This window comes from Hymenobacter sp. NBH84 (assembly GCF_014217645.1).
In the GTDB taxonomy this organism is placed as follows: domain Bacteria; phylum Bacteroidota; class Bacteroidia; order Cytophagales; family Hymenobacteraceae; genus Hymenobacter; species Hymenobacter profundi.
On the sequence record NZ_CP043645.1, the window covers coordinates 167,330 to 190,353 of the forward strand.

The following is a 23,024-nucleotide window of genomic DNA, read 5'->3' on the forward strand; positions in this document are numbered from 1 at the left end:
AAAATCGGAAACGCGTTATGTAGTAGCGTTAAACGGGGCTCCGGCAGGGGAGGCAGAGAGATGAAAGCAGGGCAATAATACGCCTAAGCACCGAGAGAAATAAGCTTCCTCTTCACAAAACCAGGTAGCTTATGAAAGATAAGAGCTACGCAGCAGAAATCAGTTATTTACAGAAAAAAAGATTCTTAACTCCTCCTAATATCAGAATGGGGATACGCTGCTCACTAAGATCCCCTAGTTGCCGGAGCTGCTAGGCAGCTGCGGCAGGCGCACAGGGGGCTTCAAGAGCCGACTCACTTGGGAGGATACCCAAAATCAACTCAGTGGCACGTTGCGCACGGCTGGCTGCTTGCACCACTAATTTTTTGTCTCCGTGAAGCTGGTCGAGCCAGAACTGCACGTAGGCTGCGGCGTTGTCTGTGGTGCGGGCCGGATCGAAGCCGGCATGCGCGCAGAGAAAAGCCGCCCCCATTTCAGCGGTTAGTTCCTCCCGTGCATAGCCTGCTTGGCCATTAGGGCGAAGCGCTTCCTCCAAATCGGGTCGGTGCAGGCGCTTGGGATGCCCGGTGGCGGGCGTCAATTCGTGAAATAGGGTTGCGTAGTATTCCTCCGCGCTATGAAAATGCTTCAACAGGGGCAAGCGTACGCAATCCAGTAACGGGCTGTAGCTGGCATTGCGGGCACCCAAGCACAGTAAAGGCCGGTTCGCCCAGCCGCTCACAATGGCTTCACCGGCCGTTAAGGGGGCATGCTGCATAGTAGCAGATGCTGGCGGAAGTGCAAGGTTTACGCCTTCTACATCCGTAATATTGAATACTATGTAATGCTTGATAAACGGGAGGCGTTGCTGCTCGCCCGTTTCAGGGTCTTCTTTGACCAGCGTATGGTAGTAGATGACTGGCAGCCCCTTCGCACCTTTGCGAATATATCCCCCTAACGCGCGGGCTTGGCGGAACGTCACAAAAAAGGGGAGGCCGTCGTTCGCTATGTGCAGCAGAAAAGCATTAATTCCACTGTAGGCCCGGTTGCTGACGTAATTGCGCGGCAACCCATACTGATGGTTCCACGGCTTGCGCCACGGAATAACGCCCGCTTCCAAAGCGGCCAGCAAGCGGTCGGTGACCAATTGATACACGTCAGGCCGTGTAGGGGAGGAGGGAGGTAGGTGCTTTTTCATAACTTGAAACATAATAATCTGTTTGTCAATTATTTGTGTAATGAATATACGAAATTTTATTATATAACGTTGACTATTATACAACAAGTTATGGCATAAAAATCAACAAATTTTTGTAAGCCACACCGTTCTCCCAACTGCCCAACATTTGTGATTTAGGCAAAATGAAATCCAGTGCCATAGGCCTGGGAATGTGAAGTAGAGCCGCCGTCTCTAAAATGTCTCTGTAGTATGCGACCTGAAAATTAGAAATAGGAATCTACCTGATGCGCAAGTAGCTGTACCTACTCGTAATTGAGCAGTGAAAAATCGCTTTTCAGGTCCTATTTAGCTAGAAGTTGTTCGTTAATTACTATAATATTTAGTTGATTATTTAGAAAGTAACCTATGCTGAAGAAGGATAAAAATCTGCATAGTATATCGTTAGCCGATGTCATACACATTTTAAAAAATTGTTTATGTGCAAAGTTTATGTACTTCATGAAACGGAACGCAAACAATATGCTAATATTTTTAGTATACTTGCTGTTCCTGTCCTGATTTCGTGCCGTATGACAACCATTGAATTAATCAAGGTTAGTAGCCCTACCACCACCGTGTGGCTTCCTTTGTTTGCCTGCCTCGTGCCGGCAGGCTTTCCCTCACCCGCCTCTGATGAGCTAGAAGAGCTGTTCGACCTAAATCACCTGCTTTTCCGCCATCCCGAGGCTACATATCTGGTGCGCGTCGCTGGCGAGAGCATGCAGGGTGCGGAAATCCACGCCGGCGACCTGCTCGCCGTCGATAAACACTTGGAGGCCGACCACAACCACATCGTGGTGGCCGTCGTCGAGGGCGAATGCACCGTCAAGCGCCTCGTACGGCGGGGGAGTAGCTGGTGGTTGCAGGCTGAGAACCCAGCCTACCCTGATTACGAAATTACCGAGCCCGAGAGCTTGCGCATCTGGGGCGTGGTGACGCATGTGGTACACGAACTGTTGCCTGGCAAGCTCACGGCCCTGCTGCGTAGCCGTGATTAGCCCCCAAGCGCTTCCTGCCGTTTCACTCTCATTTCTTTAGTCGCCCGCGGCGGCCCCTTCCTCTATGTACGGCCTCGTCGACGGCAACAATTTCTACGTTTCCTGCGAGCGGGTCTTCCAGCCCCGCCTCGACGGCCGCCCCGTCGTGGTCCTGAGCAATAACGATGGCAACGTGCGACCTGTTGCCTGCGAACTACCTAAGCAGGCGTTCTTTAGCTCGGGCTGAAGAATAACTATCTGTCTGGTGCAGAGTTCAATTCTCTGCCGCCCTGATGAGCGGGCGAAAACGCTTTCCCCATCGGCCCGACGTGGCAAATTGGGCGGGTGAAGCGGGAAAGAACGCGGGTACGCCGGAGACTGGCCGGCCATCCCCGCAAGTGTGAAAGCATGCGCAAGAATTCTGAATCCACTACTCATCGTTACGTTGACCAAGCTTAGCCAGTATGAGAAGCTTGCCCAAAAAGGGACTGGTTGTCGAGCGGTGGTAATGCGTTTCCGACCATCGCTGCTCATTCGCAGCACAACCCGGTGACAAAGTGGGGCGCTACCCTTTCGTGAAACAGACAGATGGAACAGGGAAACCACGGGACGGCTCTGCTTCGGCAGTGGGCAGCCAGCTACATGCCGGCCCGTGGCAGGATGGCGCAAGAAGCCAACGCCGCCGGGAAAGCCGGCGGATATGCCCACTTGCGCCCGTTGTGTATCGGTACATGTAGCCAGTAGCAGTCAAGACGATGGACACTGCCTCCCCGCAGATGGATGAATGGAAGGCCCTGCCCTGGAAGAAACTCCAGCGCACGGTTTTCAGACTGCAAAAACGCATTTACCAGGCCAGCCTCCGGGGGGATTCCCGCCAGGTGCGCCAACTCCAAAAACTGTTGAGTAAGTCCCGGGCGGCCAAACTCCTGGCCGTTCGCAAAGTCACCCAGGACAACCAAGGCAAACGCACGGCCGGCATCGACGGGGTAAAATCGCTCACCGACACGCAGCGCCTGCGGCTCAGCCGTCAGCTTTCGTTCCGGTGCGCGGCCAAGCCCCTGCGCCGGGTCTGGATACCCAAGCCGGGTTCGACCGAAAAGCGCCCCTTGGGCATTCCCGTCATGCGCGACCGGGCCTTGCAGGCCCTGGTCAAGCTGGCGCTGGAACCCGAGTGGGAAGCCCGGTTTGAGCCCAACAGCTACGGTTTCCGACCCGGCCGGTCAGCGCACGACGCCATAGGGGCCATCTACAACTGCATCAACCAGCGGGCAAAGTGGGTACTGGACGCCGATATCGAGAAGTGTTTTGACCGCATCGACCACGAACGGCTCTTAGCCAAAGTGGCCACCATGCCCTTGTTCCGACGCCTGCTGAACGGCTGGTTGCGGGCCGGGGTACTGGACGGCGACGTGTTTCAGCCGGTCGAAGCCGGCACCCCGCAAGGGGGTGTCATCTCGCCGCTGCTGGCCAACATCGCCCTCCACGGCATGGAAACGGTCATCCAGACGCACTTCCGGCAACGGCGCATCAGCCGCACCCGCCTGAGTCCGAAAGTAACCCTGATCCGCTACGCCGACGACTTCGTGGTCCTGCACGAAGACCGACACGTCGTGGAAGCGTGTCGGCAGGTGCTGGCGGACTGGCTGGCGCCGTTGGGACTGGCCATGAAACCGGCCAAAACGCGCGTCGTGCACACCCTGCACCACGCGCCGCAGCAGGCGGCCGGCTTCGATTTTCTGGGCATGACGGTCCGGCAATTCCCGGTGGGGCGTACCCACTCGGGGAAGAGCCCACGGGGCATCCCGTTGGGATACAAGACGCTTATTAAGCCCTCGCGTACCGCGCAGCAGCGCCACGACCGCCGGTTAGGTGAAATCGTGTACCGGCAGCGTGGCTCACCCCAGGCCGCTCTGATCCGGGAACTGAACCCGGTGATACGCGGCTGGTGCGCCTACTACGCGGGCGTGGTGGCCAAAGACGTCTTCTCCCGACTGGATTATACCCTGCACCACAAGCTGCGTCGCTGGGCCACACGTCGGCACAGCGGCAGGCACACACGCCGTATCGTCCACAAATACTGGCGGCTAGAGCAAGGCAGTTGGAAATTCAACACGCCGGAGGGCGTGCGGCTGCACACGCATAGCCTCACCCGTATCAAACGACACGTCAAAGTGGCGGGCAGCCGCTCCCCCTTCGACGGTCGATGGACATACTGGGGCGCCCGCCTGCGGGACTACCACGGCTTGAGCCGGCGCACGAGTGCGCTGCTGAAGCGCCAGGCAGGGCGCTGCGGGTGGTGCAAGCTCTACTTTACGGATACGGACGTACTCGAACAGGACCACCGCGTACCCCGAATACGTGGCGGCAAGGAGGAGTTGGCGAACCTGCAACTGCTGCACCGGCACTGTCACGACCAAAAGACCAGGCAGGACGGCAGTATGGCAGCCCGCAGTAGCGGTGCACAACGAGGAGCCGTGTGAGGTGAAAGTCTCACGCACGGTTCTGAAGTGGCAGCCGGGGGAGCGATTCCCCGGCTGACCATAACGTGGTGAGCCGCAGCGCCGAGGCCAAGGCCCTGGGCATCGTCATGGGGGCGCCCCACTTCCAGGTGCGCGCGCTGCTGCGCCAGCACCAGGGCCACGCGCTGAGCTCGAACTACGCCCTGTACGGGGACATGAGCCGGCGCGTGATGGCCCGCCTCGCCGAGCAGGTGCCGGCCGTGGAAGTCTACAGCATCGACGAAGCCTTTCTGGACCTGCACGGGCTCACAACCTGGTGCGGCACCTTGGACAGCCGCGCCCAGGCCCTGCGCCGCGACGTGCTGGCCTGCACGGGCATCCCCACCTGCGTGGGCATGGCCCCGACCAAGACCCTGGCCAAGGTGGCCAACCGGTTGGCCAAGAAATACCCCGAGCTGCAGGGCATCCTGCGCCTGGATACCCCGAGCCGCCGGGAGCGGGCGCTACGGGCCCTGCCCGCCGCCGACGTGTGGGGTATCGGCCGTCAGTACGCCCAGCTGCTCACGGCCCATGGCATCGGTACAGCGTGGGCGCTAAGCCAGGTCTCGGAAGGCTGGGCCCGCAAACACCTGGGTGGCGTGGTCGGGTGGCGCGTCGTGCAGGAACTGCGCGGGCAGCCCTGTCAGGGCCTGCAGGCCAGCGAAGATGGTACGCTGGCCCGCCAGAGCATCAGGTGCTCCCGCAGCTTTGGGCAGCGGCTCACGGCTGTGGAGGATCTGTGGGGTGCGGTGAGCACGTACCTGAGCCGGGCGGCCGAGAAGCTGCGCGCCCAGGGTGACCAGGCCCATCTACTGACGGTTTTTCTCACCCAGGACCGCTACGATACCCGCGTGCCGCCGCCCTATACCCGTTCGGCCACGCTCACGCTGCCGAGTGGACCGATCAGTGACACCTTGCGGCTACTCGCCTACGGGCGGCGCCTGCTGGAGCGGCTTTATGAACCGGGCCGTCGTTACGTGAAAGCGGGCGTGGTGCTCGACGGGCTGGAACCGCCGGGCCGGGGGCAACAGCTGGGGCTATTTGACTCGGTTGCTACCGCTACCAGCACCGTGGCGGACGCCCGAGCCCAGCAGTTGATGCACTGCCTGGATACGCTCAACCACCGCTTCGGCCGGGGGACCGTACGCCCCGCGGCCGCGGTGGCGCCCGCGGGTCAGCCCACTCCCTGGCAGGGCAATGCCCGGTACCGTAGCCCAGCCTATACCACGCGGCTGACGGATCTGCTGCTAGTCGGCTAAGCCGTGCCCAAAAAGCACTGCTAGGTTTCTCAAGAAGTCAACAGGGGCGGAGACAGCGAGTCGTTGATTCGTGAGAACAGGAAGGGAGATACTCTTTGGTAGCTTTTCGGGGCTCGAAGCGGCCAATATGGATGGGCCGCAAAAACGTCCGTATTCTGGGACGGACGAGATACAGGCCGATAATCTGAGCTTGGTTACGGAGCATCTGGCTGACATCGCTGCGTACTTCTCGCGGAAGGAGAAACGGTCGATTGACCTTACCGGCCATTCGGTGGCAGGCACCTCCTGATTAATGCCCCAACCATTTACATGTACGACGGAGCTTTCCTTACCTACACAATTTCTATGTTTCGGAAGTTGGGCAACGGACGTTTCCAAGAACACCAAATTAGCTATACGCTCCCCGGAACCGGCCGACCATACATGAAAAATGCCGCCCGGTTATTTGCAGAATTGATGGCGGGCACTTAATTACAGGCCGAAGGCAACTGTACGACGATGGAATGGTGTAACATTTGTACCGAGCTTTTGACCCAAATCAGTACTGTAGCGGGTTTTCTAACTGACACCCTTGTGGTAGGTGGTTACTAAACTATGAGAGGAAGGAAGAGGAAGGATCGGAGTAGAAAAAGATGAGATGAGAAGTTTGATATGACAGCAAAAAGAACTAAAAGGCAACACATCGTTCCTCGCACTTACCTTAAACATTTTGCTGTCAAGAGAGGTAAGGAATGTTTTATCACGGCATATTCCAAGGGTAAACCGCATTCTCAGCTTTATGAGCCCAACATTTCAGGGGTTTGCGTGCGTACTGATTTTTATACCATTCCTGGCGAAACGATCGAGCAACAGCTGGAGATCGAAACTTTATATAGCCGCCGCTTGGAGGACCATTACGACCTCGTGTATAATTTATTGGTTAACCCAACCAAAATATTCCTCAGCGAAGGAGAACGGGCATTCATCATCGCGACTCTGACGACGATGCTCTTCCGTGCTCCGCGCTGGATTGAAGGGCATAATCAAGCCATAGCCGAGTATCTGGCAGCTTATTATAAGCAATGCGTCCTTCTGGGGGTAGATGGTAGTTTCCTCGGCAAGTTCTATTTCGACCACCGACAGGAAACGCTTTCAGAAGTGGTGGCCCGGTTTGATCTTTTCATTAAACGAGATCAGCATTATGACATGCTGGAACTTGCTTTGCAGTTGCAGCAGCAGAAGCTGAAGGACAGCGCAATCAGTGTTATCAAACTCCAGGCAGGCAGCTGTCAGCTGCTATGCAGCGATAACCCCGTAATCGTCGTGGCCGCCGATGAACACAACCACCCGCTCAATTCGGATGCGGATATACTCCTGCCACTGGATGGCAAGCATCTGCTCTATCTGCATGCGCACGTTAAACAATCCACGCCCTATATCAACCGTCAACTGCTGACGGGTGACCAAGCCCGTATGCGGTGCCTGTCTGTCAACTGGCGACAATACCATAACGCTGCCAAGCAGTTGCTTGGCAGTCGGGTTGGGCTGGAGCATTATCTTCAGCGGCACGGCCTGTTGAATCAGCCAGTTAACCAGCATAGGAAGCAAGAGGCCTTATACAACGATGAACTGGCCATCGGTATTTACAAAGAATTAGGAGTTTTATAATAGTGGTATGGTCCGTTAAATCCGGATAGTTTCGGGCATCAGGCTGAAAAAGCTGTTAATGAGCGTGATGGAATAACTGGTGGGAAAACAGGAATGCAGCCACTCATAATTATGCTAGTCAACCCACTCAGTCATTCTGGCCCGAGTGTTCCAGGGGTCGGCAAAAATGGGCTTTCACCTCAGTCGGGCAGTAGTGCAGGCCTCACCATATTCTCTGTTTTCTGAGGGGATCCCGCTTTTTTGACCGGACCTTATGAAATAAACTGATAAACGGCTAACCGCGCCGCAGAATCTGACGAATTTCAGCAGCAGCAGTTTCCGCGGCTCCTATAGGACGATTAGCCCAGATTGTGTGGCTCTCGTGGCGTTGGGCTTGCGGAACCGTAATCCGATAAAGGTGGAGATAGAAAAACAGCATTGTATACCACTCTGCTGACTTGGCTGCAGGTAGCCAGCCCCAGTGATGAAAGCTGCGGTGCAGGTAAAAGTTCGTAGCAAAATTGTCTGATGCATTCAGAAATAGCCTGCCGGATTCCTGCACCTGCATCAGGCGTTGACCAAGAACAGTATGGATTTCCGCCTCTGGAGTATTCCACACCTTACCGGCATAGGCATAGCCGTCGAAGGCATGGCCTAAACTGATGATTGTTTTTTCAGTTTCCGAAGTCAGATTGGTGGACATAAACAGAGGATATATCTGTGTTTGACGTTCTGGTTGCCTGAGGAGCAGGTATTTCTGCCGTGCTTTTTCGCTGCATATAACGGACTTTAGTCTGGGTGGTGGAGTTCAGAGGGTGTTCTTTCGCCGCAATGCGCCGGAGCAGAAGTGTTTCATCAGGCGACAGTTTGTTGTGAATTTCCTGCTGCTTCAACAGGTCATTAACTACCTCCAGGGTGACGGGTAAAGACAGAGTAATGGGGCCAGGGCTGGCTAGGAGCGGGGCCGGGGCGTTGCCTGTCTCAAGCTCATCCAGCAGGTTAGGGGAATGGGTAAAAACCAAGTCTAGAATCTGGTAAGCAATTTCTACTTCTACTTCGGGCAGAGCCCGCCGGTGGGCAGTGACGAAGCATTTATCACAGACGCGAATCTTCATGTCATCAAGCCACCTTCTATGGTTGGCATCGAAACCATTACCCCACTCAGCGATAAGGCGCCAGCCCTCGGTACCAATATCATCCAATTCGGCGCGCATCTGGTCAAACCGGGCCTTACGGGCGACGGCGGCATCATCAATAGTGGCATAGCGGGCATCAACCTCGCCGGCAGACAGTAGCTCAGCCCGTAGCGCGGCAAGCTCATCTCCCAAGCCAAAATCCCCCTTCCTGCGCACCGCCTCCCACGAGGTTTCTTTTTTACCCCACTCGGTCGTGATCATGCCGGTAGCTGATTTACGAATGAAGGCATCGAGTCTGGGGATCAATGCCTCCACCAGCTGCCGCAACGCGGGCGAGAGCCCCTGTTGATTCCAGATGCCAGGCAGATTAAGCCGGGTCAGGAGCTTTTTGCCGTCGGCTACTCCGGTCTGATAGCTCAGCCAAGCTACTGTATAGGCAACTACTACGTTGCGGGCGTCGCCCAGCTTGTTTCTGGTGTGGAATCGCTCGGCTTCACGCCACAGGATTGCCAGCGCTACCAAGTCGGTAAACCAGGCACGGTTGGGGCGCTGGTCCTCCTCAAGGCCGGCCCGGAACATGGCATATACTTTCTCGCCACCCTTTGCTACTATGTCCGGCCGGCACTCCCAGGCCAGACGATACTTAGCCATGAGGTCTTTGGTAAATATCTGATTAGGCGGGTTCTGACTGTCAAACTCTGCTTTTCTGGTGCTGGCGCGGGCTCGCAGCTCCTTATACTGGCCGCGGGCACGCTCAAAAAACCAGCGCGACTGCCTGCCGGTACGGTCGAGCGCCGGGGCCCAAGTGTCGCGGGACAGCTGCTGCAGCGCTGTGTTGAAAGGGGAGTTAGCTGACAGGTCAGCTTGGCGAATAGCATTCTGCGTGTTAGCGAACTGTGCTATCAGACTGGCAAAGGCATCCGTGCTGTGTAAGCCGCTCAACTCGGTGAGTTTCATTTGTACAAACACGCGGTCAAGCGGTGCATCGCGCTTTTGCTGACGGGTCTGGCAGATGGCTGCGGTAGTCTGGCCACCATTCACGATCTGGAGGTCGTGGATGCGGACGATAGCGGAGCCGTCGGGTGTCAGCTCTACCTTGGATGCCGTAGCAGCCAGCCCGTTGTTGTAGGCAAGGAAGCGCTCCGGCTCCTCCATAATAGTCTTCTGGATGCCCTTATTAACCTTCGTGCTGAATTGCAGAAAGGCCCGGACGTTGCGTTCCAGTAGCCGCTGGCCGTGGCGCTGGTAGAGGTCAGCCAGCACGGTGCCTGGTACAATGGCCAGCCAAGTCTGGTAATCCTGGTTTTCGATAGGCATCGGCAGGCAGCGCACCGCGTGATTATGTTGCTGCTCGAAGTCAATCACTATGGGTTCACGGTTGGTACCACTACTGTGCATCCTGAAGAAGCGCTCAACATCCCACAGCTCGTAACGGACCAACACATCACGAATACGCAATTCCTTGTTTACTACATCGGAATTGATAGCCCGGCCGTTGGTCAGGATGAAAATATTGGCGCGTAGTAAATCCTGCCGGTTAGTGCCGAGGTGATGGGCCAGCGATAGAATCGGGGCAGTCTCCTCGATATCTTTCAGGCCTTTCAGGGCACTTTCCAGAAATCGGGTAACCTGCGACATAGACCTTTCCAGCTCCGTCTTACCAAAGGTATGCGGAGCACCGGTTTCTGTAGAGTGCTGATAGAAGTTCGTAATAAATAAGTCAACTGAAGTGCCGTCGTCGCTGAGGCCATACGCCGAAAGGCGGTGCAGAACCCGGCCGGCAGCATCCTCCCGGCGGTCATAGCAAACCTGGGGGGAGCTTTCCAAACAACCGGATTCCTCCAGAATATCAAGCAGAAAGCGCGTGGCTACATTCTCCCGGCTCGCGCCATCTTCAGCAGCAGAGGCAGTAGCTAATATATCTTGGTTGAGGTTGTTGAGGTATTTAATAAGTTCGGACATAGTACAGGTATAGTCAGGAAATCAAGGTAAAAAGGGTAGGCAAAGGACACCGCCAAGGCTCAAGCGCTACTGCTTCCAGCTCATAGGTGGCAGCTGTAATGGCGGGGTGTAGGGTGCTGGCACGCAAATAAGGGAAATCATCGCCTGATACCGCCAGCAGCCGGGCTTCGCGAACCTGCCAAGCTTCTTGCTGATATAAAGTAGCTTGGGAAGCAAAATAGCCGGCGGTCTGCAACCGGAGCGAAAAATTTTCAGCTGAGGCAGTGCCGTCCGAGGCGAAGCGGGTCATCAGATCGGCTACCAGCGCAGGGAGTGTTTCGGCATCAGTAGTGGCCAGCAGCATCGGAAGATGCAAAAGGAATAACGGTCCGGTCAGCACAGCATCAAGCTGCTGAAGGCTGGCAATATGCAGCGAGCGGGCGTTGCCGGTAGTAGTCTTCACTTCCAGGGCAGCTTTAGCAAACCGAAAATCCTGTGGATGATGGTCAGGACCGGCCCAGGCCGCTAGCACTGTAGTTGGGGCAGTGCTGCCTTCAGTTATTAACCAGCGCATAGTCCACAGCTCCCCAAATAGCCCTTGCCGGGCCATCAGACTCAGGCCTTCCGGGTTGAAGAGGCTAAACATCTCCTGCCAGCGTTCGAGGCGGGTGAGCATGGCCCGGAGCTGGGTGGCGGGCTCGGCAACCGGCGCGACAGCGGCTATAATATCAGTACACAACGCCGAGAAAATATCGCGCAGTGCCAAGTCCGTGAGGACAAGCGAAACAAACGCCGCATTCCTATCCAGCTGGTCCGCGACCGGTTCCAGCCGCAGGCCCTGGTGCCGGTCAGTGGGTCTCAGCTGGCGCGCAATCTGACGCGGCAAATGCAATAGCAGAAGCCTTTCCGGTGGGTCATTGGCCGGCCGCCGCAGGCCGGCCAGCAGCTTGGCTGAGCCGGCGCTGCTGAAGGGTAAATAAGTGAGAGAATTAGCCTGTGGCGCAGCTGCTTCCAACTTAGACCACAGCGATTCAAGGGCCGACGACATAGCTTGTTATTTAATAAGAACTTCTTCGTCGGGGTCATATTCACTCCCCCCGCTGTAAAATTCCCTTATGAATGTCTGGTCCGCAGCAAATTTGACCCGCTCATCTCCCTCAATGTGTGGAATGCTAAGGGCATATCCCATTACCGGAGACTCCTTGCTTAAACCAGCAGCGGCGGGGTCCAAGGGGTAGAGCAGAAGAAGTCCGTTACGGGAAGAGCGCGCCCCCCGGATGAAGGTGCCGGAAGGCACCGTAACGTCTGGCTCTATCCATACAGGCTCACTCCGACCAGCAATCCGGGCTTTCTCAAGCTGCTCATCATACTCTGTCCTCTTGGCTGCCCTGTAGTCGGCGCTGGCTTTCTTTACCTGTGTCGGGGTCAGGTCCAGCATTTCATGACGCGGACTGATGATGTGCGAACGGCTGATCATATAAGGGCCGTCGGCAGGGGGCACTACCGGCAGCTTCTTTTCTTCGGGCGTCTGGTTGCGTGGCCGGGCGTGACTACGTAGGGTCGACTGTACTTTCTGCTGGTCAGCAGGAAGGTCGGGTATCGGAAAATCAAAAAACGGGTTCTCGTTCCCCTTACTGCGGTCAGCGTTGATAAGCACCACTGTCCAGTGCGTGAGGGTATGACGCTGGTTTTGTAGCTGGATATACTGCGTAAGCTTGTTGCGGTCCAGCTTTGCTTGGCTGGTGCTGTAATTTTTCAGGAAATCAATAACCACTTCGGCGGGTACGTCCTGCCAGGCAAAAGGCTGGCCGTGAAGCTGCACGCGGGGTTGGGTCATGCCTTCCACCAGATTTCTGACTAGATGATAATTGTGGTCAGTTACAGCCTGATTAATTTCGAAGCTGGACGTTTCCAGCAGGCTGTTGGCGTAGCTCAGTTCGATAATAGTAGCTCCGCGCATCCGGTTGGCAGCTGTGATTTGCAGAACACCGGGCAGTGTGCGGATTTTTATTCCATACTTCAGCGGCGTGCTGTTCAGACGTACCATGTCGTCGAACTGCTCACGCATTTCCTCGGTGGCGTAGGCAATATACTGATACCACTCAATGAGCTGGGGCGTGGTGTACAAACGGCACAGGTCAGCGTAGCCGGGGCGGTAACCAAACCAGCGACCCATCTGCATCAAGGTATCGTACATGCGGGAAGCCCGCAGGAAATAGCTGACTGAAAGCCCTTCCAGCGTGAGGCCCCGCGAAAGTTTATCACCACCTATGGCAATAACAGACAAGCCTGCCTCCGTACCCTCAGCCGGGGCTTCGTAGTCCACATAGTTCAGGGGCCGGTGCAGGGGATTAGACCCCGCATAATCGAGCCCGCCGTGCGATATACGGACCTGGATTTTCTGGGCAGCTGGTGAAAGCTCGGTTAAAACTTCTTCCCAGGTGTGCTGCCGGATGGCCGGGTCGCGCCAGTGCAGTTCACGGGTCAGAATACCCAGTACCTGCTCCGTAACCGGCCTGTAGTCCTTCTCCCAGAGCTGCCGCATCTGGTCGATGATCTCCGCCGTGCCATAACGCAGGTCGTCCTGCAAAGACTTCATTTCGCTGTAAACTTCATCAGCAATGCGGTCCTGCCAGATGACAAAGCGGCTCACGTGAATCAGCATGGAACTGTGCCTGTGGCCCTGACCCCGGACGCGGCGGGTGGCACAGGTAAGCACGAAGCACCGGATGGCTTCTTTCAGCGAGGCCGGTATATCGGTGGGTAGTGGAGTAGACTCCCGTTTGGTAGTGCTGCGGATAGTATGCCCGTCAGGGATGAGGGTCGCATAATCCCGGACGGGTCGTATAACCGGCAACAGGCGGGAATCTTCCTCCTGCTGCGCATCCTCAGTGAGCGGACCGCCCAGCCCAAACAACCGGCCGGCTCCGATATAGTTGGAAGGTGCAGGCAGGTTGACAATGAAATCCCGCGGGAACAGGTCCTGTCCTACGTCAAACTCGGCAGCATCGGTCTTCCTGTTGCGTACTGTATGCTTGAACTTGGTGTATTCGGCCTCTTCCAGCATCTGAATAAAGATGTTGGCATAAGGAGTAGCCGTGTACCCTACGTAGGCATTCTGCTCAAAAAGTGTCAGCAAAGCCCGGACAGCACTGTTAATAGTAGAGATAGCACGCGGGCTGACGTTGATAGAGGCATTGTCGGCCTCATCGTCAATCAGCAGCATCGGCAGGCCGCGCACGATGCGGGCGTTACGCTCGCCGGGCACCCGCTCGCCCTGTGCGCCCAGCCAGCGCAGCAGATTATTGAGTACAGAACCGTTTTTCTTTACCACAATCAGCACCGGGTCGCTGCCTTTGATGGTTACCCCGGAGGCGGTGGCTGCCCCGGCATTGAAGTCTCCGTTTTCTGCGCTGGTGGTCACCGACTGCGCCGAGGGTGTTGGCCGGATAAGGCCGGCCCCAATAACATCAGTGCCATTGCCTCCGGGGTGATAAGCGCGCTCCTTCTTTGTATCGCGGCCCAAGAAACCTTCATCCAGCCGGTACTGCGTCTGGCTGCGCAGACTGCTGTGCAGGCCGGTCAGCACAATAATTACCCTGTAGCCGGCATCAGCAGCCTTACAGATGAGGCCGGTATAGTTACCCGTTTTGCCTGACTGGACGTGACCCACCACCATGCCCCGCCGGTCCCAGGGGCCCTGCTGTTTCGGGTTGGTAATGCGGTCGAGCACATCGTTTGTCAGCTTGTCTAGATTATTGATAGTATCTACGGGTAGCTTCACCTGCTGCTCTAGGTAGTCTTCATAACGCTTCCAGAACTTCCAGTCTATATTGCCCCTGCTGCCAAACAGCCAAGTCTTATGCTCCGGGTCGTCGCCATCCAGAATCTTGTAATCCTGACTTATTACTGCGTAGTCGGCCAGCAGTTCATTTACTAGGTTTTCCTGCTCACCGGCTGTCAGGCCGGTACGCTTGCTGAGGAAGACTATAGTTTCTCTAAGCTCCTCTTCTGTCGCACCAAGTACCCCGGAAAAGAGACCAATAGCGGATTTGCGGGTCTGCTCGTAGGCTTGACTGTTCATATAAATTGTAGCAGATAACCTGCAGGTCAGCCTTGCAGCTGTTCGAGCAGGTGGGGTTTCTGGTGGAAAGGGTCGATGCTGGCGACGTAAGAGCGGGCTTCGTCCGGCGTGCTGCCATTGGTACGCTTACGCTGGTAAATCATGCTCATTAGTTCGAGGGCTTCCCGATCAGCAGCCTCGAAAGGCTGCGACTCAGCCAAAGGCTGTTCAGTGACCATCAACGCAATCTGGGGCATTGGCAATGCCTCCTCAATCAGGCGTAATGCATCGCGAAGCTTTGCGCCGGCCGGTGTGCCGGCCAGCTCTTCGAGCAGTGGTTGTAAAAGCGGATGCTCCCGATTCAAGCGGTAGTGGTTTTTACCCTGTTTGACTTCGTGTTGCCACATCTGTGTGACGACGTTACCCGCGAGGCGTTGAATACGCTGGCCTCTGGCTTTATATACCTCGACGGCACGGCTGCGGGTGAGCTTGCCGACATCCATCAGGTAGCTTCGCAGGTAATAGGGCGGGCGGGCCTTGGCTTTGCGAATGTCAATCTGCCACTCGTGGTCGAGGTGGATAGGTATGTCAATGGCAATCCGGGCCAGACGGTAATGCTCGTCACGCGAGAAGAGGCCCAGCCAGTCACCAGCCAGCAGCATCCGATCGTTGCGGTAGATGTAGAACCCTTGGTGGGAGTTCCAGCTGCCTTTTACCCGGCTGGCATGGTCGTACTGTCCCTTCATATCCCGGTGATGGGGCATGATATAGGGCGAAATACGGACGAAGGGCGTGGGGTCTTCCTGGGGCAACAACTGGCGGTGGCTGTGCCCGGCCAGAAACGGGTCCCAGGGAGTCAGCTGGTATTCCCCGATTCTGATGCCAAGGCGGCGCTCCTTACCACCACTCAGGTAGCGGTGAAAAATCATTTCGAGGTGCCACTCCACCCGCTTTTGCAAATCCATGAACTTGCGACGGTCAGCCTCACTATCCAGTCGCAGGCTTCCCGCCAGCCGGTCGGGTAGTTCCCAGAACACCGTTGTACCGTGTGGCAGCAGGCTTAACTGATGTGCCAAAGCCGGGTCAGAAAGCCAAGTAAGCAACTGCCAAGACTGGGTCTCCGCTATGTGGTTCAAATCCCAGCACCGGTAATGTACCTTCCCACCAGCCTTTTTGGAAAGCACTGTCAGCCGGCGGCACTGGGAGAAAGAAGCCGTTTTGAGGCCCAGCCCAAAACGTCCGAGGTCATGCTCACCGCGCTGGTCACGGGGATTAAACGAGCCTGGTCGCATAGCATTTATCAGTTCCTCTTCGGTCATGCCATCACCGTCGTCGGTGATAACTACCGTCGAGTCAGGACCGACCCAATTGAACTTGATAGCAACGTTGCGCGCCCGGGCCGCGATGCTGTTATCAATTAAATCTGCAATAGCTGTTTCCGGGGAGTAGCCAATAGCCCGCAGCGTTTCTACCAGTGCAGCAGCACCGGGAGCAACTTCCTGAGACGGTATACCAGTAAAATTCATGTTACCGAGCAGTATTACCGGATAACTGTGCTGCTGGCACCTGCCAGCTGGTTTGGAGTACAGTGTAAAAGTGCTGACGAGGCGACAATGAGGCAGCAGGGTTGTTTATTATCTGCAGCGAGGGCTCATCATGAACACTGCTGATCACTACAAGCCAGTAATGGCTGCCAGCGCTCTGCGCTAACTGCCACTCTTTAGGAGTGAAAGATACTCCGCCACTCTGACCAGCTGTGCCCTTCAGCTCAATATACTGGTCAGGCTGAGCCTCATTCTGTAACAGAAAGTCATAGCCTTGTCCATGTTGACGATGGTCCAGCAGGCTTCCTGTAAAATTGCTTTGGCCAGCGCTATGCAGCTCCATAAATAAGCTTTCCGCAGCGGCACCGGTTATTGACCGCTGGTTGATATTCTGAGATTGGCGGGGTCGGGATTCTACATGGTTAACAAGCAGATTATCCAGCAGACGCATTTCGGGTGTATCAGAACTATCTAACAGGCGTGCTACCAAAGTGCGCAATGCTTCTTCGCTGATATCAGCTAACAGACTATGTACCTGGGCTTCGGATGCAGAGAGAGGCCGCTGCCACCAACCGCGTCGCCAAGCAAACAAGGGGTCAAAGCCGTCGCGCCGATTCTTAACATATGAACTCTTTACACCGAGTTTACTGCTGATATCGGCGTAGGCCTCGCGCCAAGTTGAATATCCCAGCTTCTGTAAAGCTTCTTTATCAAAGCGTGCAAAGTAGTAGGCTGCCACCGCTACTACTGAGCGGTCTGGCGTGGCGGAAATGGCAGATATTATCACTGTAAAATGTCTTACTCTCTATGTCGCTAAATACAATCAGACAATTTGCTGTCTCAGTACGATAGGGAATTACAATCAATTCTTGGCACCCGAAGCGTATGTGTTATGGAGCCAATATGTGGAATAGCTTTCCCATAGGGTATATCCTAAAACCCATCGTATAGGCATAGAGACTTTTTTATAGCAGCGGGGGATAAAGTTACTCTAAGGGCTTAATTAGTCATCAATAGAATTAATTGGAGTCTAAAATAGAACTTCGCGCTGAAATAGATCACCCAAGTGGTTCAACAAGTCAGGCCCAAAAAGTGAAGTGTCTATTCTTTTCTGAACCGTCTTATTGAGCCCTATCTGCAAGATTAGTGGGCTTAATTATATTAAAAAATATTATAAATCAATAAGTTGCGGATTTTTGAACCTGCCCGCAGATTGCTTAAAGTAAGTTTATTGCCCCACTGGTGTAAGAAGGCCTTGTTATACAGATTCCCATCCGCACAATATATTATATCCAGTCTGCCATTCCTCCGTCCAGTGATGGTGCTCCCTGACGCGAATAATAATAGGAAAGTTGTGCGATAATATCCTTTATAAAAGGCCCGGAAACTGAGGCCAGCCGCTCATACTTAGCCGTATCTATGTCGGCTTCAGGGACGGAGTTAAGTTGCTGAAAATCTACGAAGGAGGCAGGTAGAATCTTGTGCCTAGGCAGAAAGTAGTACCGTTGCTGCTTGGAGTAGTCATTCAGAAGCTTAATGTTACTGGGAGCAACAGGGCCCGTAGTATATGTTACTCCCGGCATATTCGTCCATCGCGTCAGGCGGGCGAGCGCAATAAAATCAGCCTTACGCAAGTACCGTATAGGTGTGACAGACCTGTCAGCCTTCTGAAAGACAATATCACAAGCGGGCGTGATTACTATCCACAACTCGTTTGTGGCAGCATCACGCAGAATATCACCCGTGTAGACTTTTTCCTTGATGGATGGTGCAATGTACATTTCCGCCGGATGCATTGGCATGAAGCCGGCATGCACAGGATTTGAACTGCGCTCCAGATACTCGGTCATGTGCTGCGCCACATAACGCGTCAGTGCCTCGCGGTTGGTCGGCAGTAGCCAATACTCTCCAGCGGGGGCAAGGTGAGTCCAGAAAATGTTGTGAAAATGCTTTCCGAACGTTTGCACTACGCCTTCATTACCAAGCAGATTCAATAACCCGCCCTGATGAATCTCCAGAATGGCAGCAATTATATCCGCGACCAGAGTATCGTCACGCTTATGAATTCTGAAAAAGGTGCTTTCCCGACCCCGTAGCGCTTCAATATGGCTTGGCGTGCCGGTATACACAAACATCGGCAACTGGAAAGACTTGAATATCATGTCAACAACACGACGTCCACCCAGCTTTTCTCCATTCTCATCATCGCTTGGCTCCCGGTCATCAGCCAGTTTGAGGTCAATAATAGCGGCATCAAACGAGAGGCCGGATTCAGTCAAGGCCTGTTGCGCTTCAGTAAACGTGGTAGCCTGATGGGGGATAATGGTAACCCCGTCCTCACCCTTTTCTGCTTCTTCAAAATTGGAAGTCTCTATGGCATCAACGACAGCCTGGTAGGCGTCCATATCATCCTCTACAATCAGTACAGTAAGTTTTTTCTTCATGTATCTGTTCTTGTATATCAGCTTTGTTGTATACCAAACTGCATCACAAAGTAGACGCCCCGGCCGTGGTCCGGATATTCCGCAATCAGTTTACCGCTGTTACGGGCTATTGCCTCACCTGCGATGGCCAGCCCCAGCCCGCTGCCGGTGTGGGACTTAGTAGTAAATTCCGGTTCAAAAATCACTTGGCTGCTTATATATTCTTCTGCAATACCTGGGCCGTTGTCCCGATACTCAAGACGCAGTGTTTCACCACTGCCTTGCGCTTTGATGGAGATGCGACGCGGCTCCTCTACTGTGCTCAGCCAGTATATACTGTTGTCAATCAGATTAGTAAGGGCAGCCTGAAAGTCTACTGCCCATCCGTAAAACGTGATGTTCTCATTGCAGTCTATTTCGCAGGTGATACCAGTCCGGACAAGCTCTGATTCGAATACGGCAACGGAAGTAGTGATGACCTGTGCGAGCTGAAACTCATCTGGGCGCTCGCCACGCCGGGCTGCCAGAGGATCGAGCCGACTGAATAGACCTGAAATAATTTTAGCCTGTTCCTCGAAGCCCTGAGCCCGTTGTACCACTCTATCCAGCCGCTCTTGGTCAAACTTTCTACCTAACTGCTTGGCAGAGGTATTGATAAAGTTCGATGCATTTCTGAAATAACTCAGTGGTTTACGGCCCTCGTGAAGCACGATGTGTACAATCTTACCGATAGTGGCCTGTCCCTGATAGGTTGCTACGGTACGCTTGAGGTTATCAGCAGTACGGGCATTACTCTCTTCCTTGGCGTTGATAATGCCAATAACGTCCTGCTGCGTTTTATTGTCAACCCCGCCGGCTATCAGCGTCTTCTCAACCTCTTCCCGCAGGTCGGCAAGCTGGAAAAGCGAATTTACTTTTGTATCAATATCACGCTGGGAACGACCAAGTCCTGCATTCTTGCGGTAGGCGTAGCGCCTCCCTTCTAGGTTAGTGAGAATCTGCCTGCTTATTTCAATAAGCCCGAAATAGGCCGGACTTTCCCGGATGCCGTCACGGGCGCTTTTCTCCTGCAGTCCTGATACTGCTTCCGAGGCAATCCGGATGAAACCAATAATCTGATTGCTGCCGATGCGCAGGGAGGGATTCTGCACGCGCCGGGCATCCAGTGATAGCCAGTCAAATCCCGGGTCGCCTAGCGGCCGGATGCGAAACCCATTGCGGTATACCCCAATGCCGTTATACTCATCCAGCAGCTTGGCAGCCATCCGTTTGCCGAGCGCTTCGCCGGTTTCCGGGTTCTTGAGTCCCCGGTCTATCAGATTCTGAATTCCCTGCGGGTCCCGGTCATACACCCTGAAGTCCACATCCAGCGGACCGCAGTAACTCAGGTCATGTCTGGTGTATTCAGGGAGTGGAATAGTGAATTCGAGTAACGTAGCCGATTTTTCTCCGACCCGGTTATTGTGATAATGCAGTCTGGCCCGCCCATCAGCGGCCACGTGGCCCCAGATGCGGTAATCGTAGAATCCAACAATGGGGTAGGGTTCAACAGCCTTACTGACTCCTGAATATCTGCCCGGCCAAGAGGCATCAAATTCAAGTGTGATAGTGAACCCACTTTCAATCTGAGTCTTCTCATCTGGCTCTTCTTCACCCAGCGCCGGCACGACCAGCTTACGCAACTCAAACTGCAGCGCGTCCAGTTCTTTATCTGTCCACGGCATATCGCCGGTCATTCGCAGCAGCGTACCCGAAGACTGACTGGTCATGGTGGATTCCACCAGAATTTGCACATCCTGCAGATATTGGGCACGCACGAAGTTTTCCCACTCCAGATACAGCGTGGTAGCTTCCCCGTCGGCTGTAACGGTCTCCATCCAGAGGTCTTTGCCTAACACGGACGCTGCATACCGACCCACTCCCTTACTACCCTGCCGGATGCGGCCCCTAGTACTTACAGGATTGCGCACCTTATCATCAGTGGAGGGGACCATCCATTGGTTCACCACCTTATCGAAGGTCATACCCTCGCCAGTGTCGCGCACGTCGATGGTAATTCCCAAGCCTTCCTCCTTCTCGCCGAAAAAGGTAACCGTTACCTCAGCAGCATCAGCATCATAGGCATTTTTAACCAGTTCTACTATCGCCGCGTATTTATCTTTGATAAGGTTGGCACCGATAGTAAGTATGTGACGGCCAGCGGGCCGGATAGCATAGGTTCCATTCTGTATAGTTTCATGCATATAGTCCAAATATACATGAAAAACTTACGGGCAGTAGGCTATCCAGTCGGAGCCAGCTGCTGCTGCGTCAGACGGCCAAAAAAGCTTGTCTGACGGCCGGGCTTGGCGCGCCGCTTCTTGACTACAACACGTGAAATTGCTTCTTTTGGAGCCTTTTTCTGACACTTCACGCCGCGACCCTTAAGCATATCCATCACTCTTTTGGCAATTTCTTCAGCCAAAAGAGGAGGAACTGCATTGCCAATCTGCTTGTAAGCCGAAGTCCGTGAACCTTCAAAGAAATAGTCATCCGGAAATGACTGAAGTCTGGCAGCCTCTCTTACCGTAAGAGAACGTCCCTGCGTCGCATCCGGATGAATATAATAGTGGCCGTCTTTATGAATATGTGCAACTACTGTCTGCGACATATGAAGGTCTGGCGCTACCACTTTAAAACGATCTGCAAACCCTTTTTTATTTTTATGGGTCTGAAGTCTTTCAGGCAGGTTCTCGTAACGGAGACGCGACTGGTCTTTCTTCCACATCGCAATCGCTATCCGGTAAATCTCCTTATCCTGATCTGTATGGGGCCGTGCCATGTGCTGAGTCAGAATATTCCAGCACATAGGCCGGATTTTTGTATCCCGAAGATAATTTGTGACGACCTCTGTACAGTAAACACTGCTTTTTTCGCCTGCCTGAATGGCTGGCAAATCCTTCAGCAAATGCTCAACTGTAAAGATTTTTTGCTTGGTCACCAATTCCGGATACCCCAGACTTACATCAGTTTCTTGCCATCCAATGATGATAAGCCGTTGCCGACTTTGCAGCACTCCATGTTCGCCTGCATTGCATTTGCGGATTTCCATTTCATAGCCCTGCTTCTTAACAATACGGCGGATGTTGCGCAGATGCTCACCGTTCTTGGCACTCAGCAGCCCCAGTACGTTCTCAAACACAAACATCCTCGGTTTGTATTCCCGCAGAAATTCTGCGTACTGAACATAGAGAAAATTACGCGGGTCTGACTTCATGCCTTTCATGCGCGCTCTTCCGGCTACCGAATATGCCTGACAGGGCGGCCCGCCGATGATAAGGTCTACCTGCCTGTTTTCCCCAAGCAGTGCATTAATATGGCCAAAAATCTCATCTTTGGTGTCTTTGCTGATGGTGTAATTCAGCACCGATTTAATTTCTTCGGGCGCATACCCATACAGTTCCTCTGGAGGCATATGTCCCTTGAGATAGGACTTATAGATATCCAGTCGATCGTCTTTCAGCAAACGATGATACGCCAGTCGGGTTTTGAGAGTCTTACAGGCATCCGCGTCCATCTCCACGTGCGCAACAGGTGTGAACCCGGCACGGAGAAAACCTTCGGACAAGCCCCCGGCCCCTGCGAATAAATCTATATATCTCATATTATATACAAGGCGGTCATCAGACTGCTCTGATGCGCTGTGCGCTTGCAAGTACGGTATAAAGCGACATTTGTGCTAATCGGCCTAGTTGCGGAGGACGAATAAAAGTTCCTGTAAGGTCTGCTCTCTTACAGCCGGCTTGAGTTCACACTCCCACACAGTAAGGACTTTCCAGCCGGCAGCAGCCAGCGCAGCCTGCTGCTTCTCATCATTGGCCACATTACGGCCAATTTTGTTCAACCAGAATTCCGTACGGGTTTTTGGGTACTACAAAGTAACGGCAGCCTTCATGGCGGTGCCAGAAACAACCGTGGACAAAGATGACCGTTTTATATTTCGGTAATACAACATCAGGCTTGCCTGGCAGCTTCCGGTCATGTAAGCGGTAACGCATTCCGTGAGCGTGCAGATACTGGCGGACCAGCATTTCGGGCTTGGTATTTTTGCCCTTGATCTGCGACATGTTATAGCTGCGGGTGGCGGGAGTATGGACATCGGACATACTCCCTGAACGCAAAAGCAACCTCAGGGGTGCGTTCACTAATCAGATCGTTTCTGTAATTTTTACTATAATTATGAACAGCTCACCCTGCTATTTCGGGGTGCGGCTGTACCTTCGTAAGCAAATAGAATCACTACTAAATCATGCAGATATCATTGGCGGTACAGCTTGATCGTATTTATAGACTTTTATTTTCCTAGCCGCTCTGATCATT

15 protein-coding genes and 1 pseudogene are annotated in these 23,024 nt (G+C 54.2%); 5 read left to right on the plus strand and 11 right to left on the minus strand.

Annotated features, from left to right (window positions below):
- Positions 1-250: 250 nt before the first annotated feature.
- Positions 251-1,177 carry an ArdC family protein gene (locus tag F1C16_RS20690; protein ID WP_185284484.1) on the minus strand — a complete coding sequence of 309 codons (927 nt, stop codon included), beginning with the start codon at positions 1,175-1,177 and terminating at the stop codon, positions 251-253.
- Between the two features lie 551 nt (positions 1,178-1,728).
- On the opposite strand from F1C16_RS20690, the gene F1C16_RS20695 reads away from it, so the two are divergent.
- The 5 genes and pseudogenes from F1C16_RS20695 to F1C16_RS20715 all read left to right on the plus strand — a co-directional run bounded on the left by F1C16_RS20695 (position 1,729) and on the right by F1C16_RS20715 (position 7,579).
- Positions 1,729-2,196, plus strand: a complete 468-nt coding sequence (locus F1C16_RS20695) for a LexA family transcriptional regulator (RefSeq protein WP_185284485.1) — start codon at positions 1,729-1,731, stop codon at positions 2,194-2,196.
- Between the two features lie 64 nt (positions 2,197-2,260).
- Positions 2,261-2,365: pseudogene (locus F1C16_RS23425) on the plus strand (hypothetical protein); the annotation flags it as partial.
- Positions 2,366-2,951: 586 nt separating this feature from the next.
- Positions 2,952-4,655: a group II intron reverse transcriptase/maturase gene (gene ltrA / locus F1C16_RS20705; RefSeq protein ID WP_258049166.1), complete on the plus strand. Its 1,704-nt coding sequence runs from the start codon at positions 2,952-2,954 to the stop codon at positions 4,653-4,655.
- A gap of 68 nt (positions 4,656-4,723) precedes the next feature.
- Positions 4,724-5,932, plus strand: a complete 1,209-nt coding sequence (locus F1C16_RS20710; protein ID WP_374940609.1) for a Y-family DNA polymerase — start codon at positions 4,724-4,726, stop codon at positions 5,930-5,932.
- Positions 5,933-6,583: 651 nt separating this feature from the next.
- Positions 6,584-7,579 carry a DUF4238 domain-containing protein gene (locus F1C16_RS20715; protein WP_185284486.1) on the plus strand — a complete coding sequence of 332 codons (996 nt, stop codon included), beginning with the start codon at positions 6,584-6,586 and terminating at the stop codon, positions 7,577-7,579.
- 274 nt (positions 7,580-7,853) lie between these two features.
- On the opposite strand, the gene F1C16_RS20720 is transcribed toward F1C16_RS20715, so the two are convergent.
- The 10 genes from F1C16_RS20720 to F1C16_RS20765 form a co-directional block, all read right to left on the minus strand.
- Positions 7,854-8,261 (minus strand): hypothetical protein, encoded by a 408-nt coding sequence (locus tag F1C16_RS20720; RefSeq protein WP_185284487.1) that lies wholly within the window; start codon positions 8,259-8,261, stop codon positions 7,854-7,856.
- A complete protein-coding gene (locus F1C16_RS20725; protein ID WP_185284488.1) occupies positions 8,233-10,656 on the minus strand; it encodes an AIPR family protein in 2,424 nt (807 codons plus the stop codon). The genes F1C16_RS20720 and F1C16_RS20725 overlap by 29 nt, the downstream gene beginning before the upstream one ends.
- Positions 10,657-10,669: 13 nt before the next feature.
- The gene (locus tag F1C16_RS20730) at positions 10,670-11,683 is read right to left on the minus strand and encodes a PD-(D/E)XK motif protein (RefSeq protein WP_185284489.1); all 1,014 of its coding nucleotides are present in this window, start codon (positions 11,681-11,683) and stop codon (positions 10,670-10,672) included.
- A gap of 6 nt (positions 11,684-11,689) precedes the next feature.
- A complete protein-coding gene (locus F1C16_RS20735) occupies positions 11,690-14,719 on the minus strand; it encodes a Z1 domain-containing protein (protein ID WP_185284490.1) in 3,030 nt (1,009 codons plus the stop codon).
- A gap of 26 nt (positions 14,720-14,745) precedes the next feature.
- On the minus strand, positions 14,746-16,224 hold the full coding sequence (locus F1C16_RS20740) for an ATP-binding protein (protein ID WP_185284491.1): 1,479 nt from the start codon (positions 16,222-16,224) through the stop codon (positions 14,746-14,748).
- A 1-nt stretch (position 16,225) separates the two neighbouring features.
- Entirely contained in the window at positions 16,226-17,029 is an 804-nt protein-coding gene (locus F1C16_RS20745) for a DUF3883 domain-containing protein (RefSeq protein ID WP_185284492.1), read from the minus strand.
- Between the two features lie 499 nt (positions 17,030-17,528).
- Positions 17,529-18,686: a hypothetical protein gene (locus F1C16_RS20750; RefSeq protein ID WP_185284493.1), complete on the minus strand. Its 1,158-nt coding sequence runs from the start codon at positions 18,684-18,686 to the stop codon at positions 17,529-17,531.
- A 17-nt stretch (positions 18,687-18,703) separates the two neighbouring features.
- Positions 18,704-20,908 carry a sensor histidine kinase gene (locus F1C16_RS20755; protein ID WP_185284494.1) on the minus strand — a complete coding sequence of 735 codons (2,205 nt, stop codon included), beginning with the start codon at positions 20,906-20,908 and terminating at the stop codon, positions 18,704-18,706.
- Between the two features lie 38 nt (positions 20,909-20,946).
- Positions 20,947-22,308 carry a DNA cytosine methyltransferase gene (locus F1C16_RS20760; protein ID WP_185284495.1) on the minus strand — a complete coding sequence of 454 codons (1,362 nt, stop codon included), beginning with the start codon at positions 22,306-22,308 and terminating at the stop codon, positions 20,947-20,949.
- A gap of 220 nt (positions 22,309-22,528) precedes the next feature.
- Positions 22,529-22,810, minus strand: coding sequence for a very short patch repair endonuclease (locus tag F1C16_RS20765; RefSeq protein ID WP_308461663.1), 282 nt, complete (start codon positions 22,808-22,810; stop codon positions 22,529-22,531).
- Positions 22,811-23,024 lie beyond the last annotated feature (214 nt).

Bases quoted from the DNA above. Each gene is read 5' to 3' on its own strand.
- F1C16_RS20690 (WP_185284484.1), bottom strand. From the start codon at position 1,177: ATGAAAAAGCACCTACCTCCCTCCTCCCCTACACGGCCTGACGTGTAT.
- F1C16_RS20695 (WP_185284485.1), top strand. From the start codon at position 1,729: ATGACAACCATTGAATTAATCAAGGTTAGTAGCCCTACCACCACCGTG.
- ltrA (WP_258049166.1), top strand. From the start codon at position 2,952: ATGGATGAATGGAAGGCCCTGCCCTGGAAGAAACTCCAGCGCACGGTT.
- F1C16_RS20715 (WP_185284486.1), top strand. From the start codon at position 6,584: ATGACAGCAAAAAGAACTAAAAGGCAACACATCGTTCCTCGCACTTAC.
- F1C16_RS20720 (WP_185284487.1), bottom strand. From the start codon at position 8,261: ATGTCCACCAATCTGACTTCGGAAACTGAAAAAACAATCATCAGTTTA.
- F1C16_RS20725 (WP_185284488.1), bottom strand. From the start codon at position 10,656: ATGTCCGAACTTATTAAATACCTCAACAACCTCAACCAAGATATATTA.
- F1C16_RS20730 (WP_185284489.1), bottom strand. From the start codon at position 11,683: ATGTCGTCGGCCCTTGAATCGCTGTGGTCTAAGTTGGAAGCAGCTGCG.
- F1C16_RS20735 (WP_185284490.1), bottom strand. From the start codon at position 14,719: ATGAACAGTCAAGCCTACGAGCAGACCCGCAAATCCGCTATTGGTCTC.
- F1C16_RS20740 (WP_185284491.1), bottom strand. From the start codon at position 16,224: ATGAATTTTACTGGTATACCGTCTCAGGAAGTTGCTCCCGGTGCTGCT.
- F1C16_RS20750 (WP_185284493.1), bottom strand. From the start codon at position 18,686: ATGAAGAAAAAACTTACTGTACTGATTGTAGAGGATGATATGGACGCC.
- F1C16_RS20755 (WP_185284494.1), bottom strand. From the start codon at position 20,908: ATGCATGAAACTATACAGAATGGAACCTATGCTATCCGGCCCGCTGGC.
- F1C16_RS20760 (WP_185284495.1), bottom strand. From the start codon at position 22,308: ATGAGATATATAGATTTATTCGCAGGGGCCGGGGGCTTGTCCGAAGGT.
- F1C16_RS20765 (WP_308461663.1), bottom strand. From the start codon at position 22,810: ATGTCCGATGTCCATACTCCCGCCACCCGCAGCTATAACATGTCGCAG.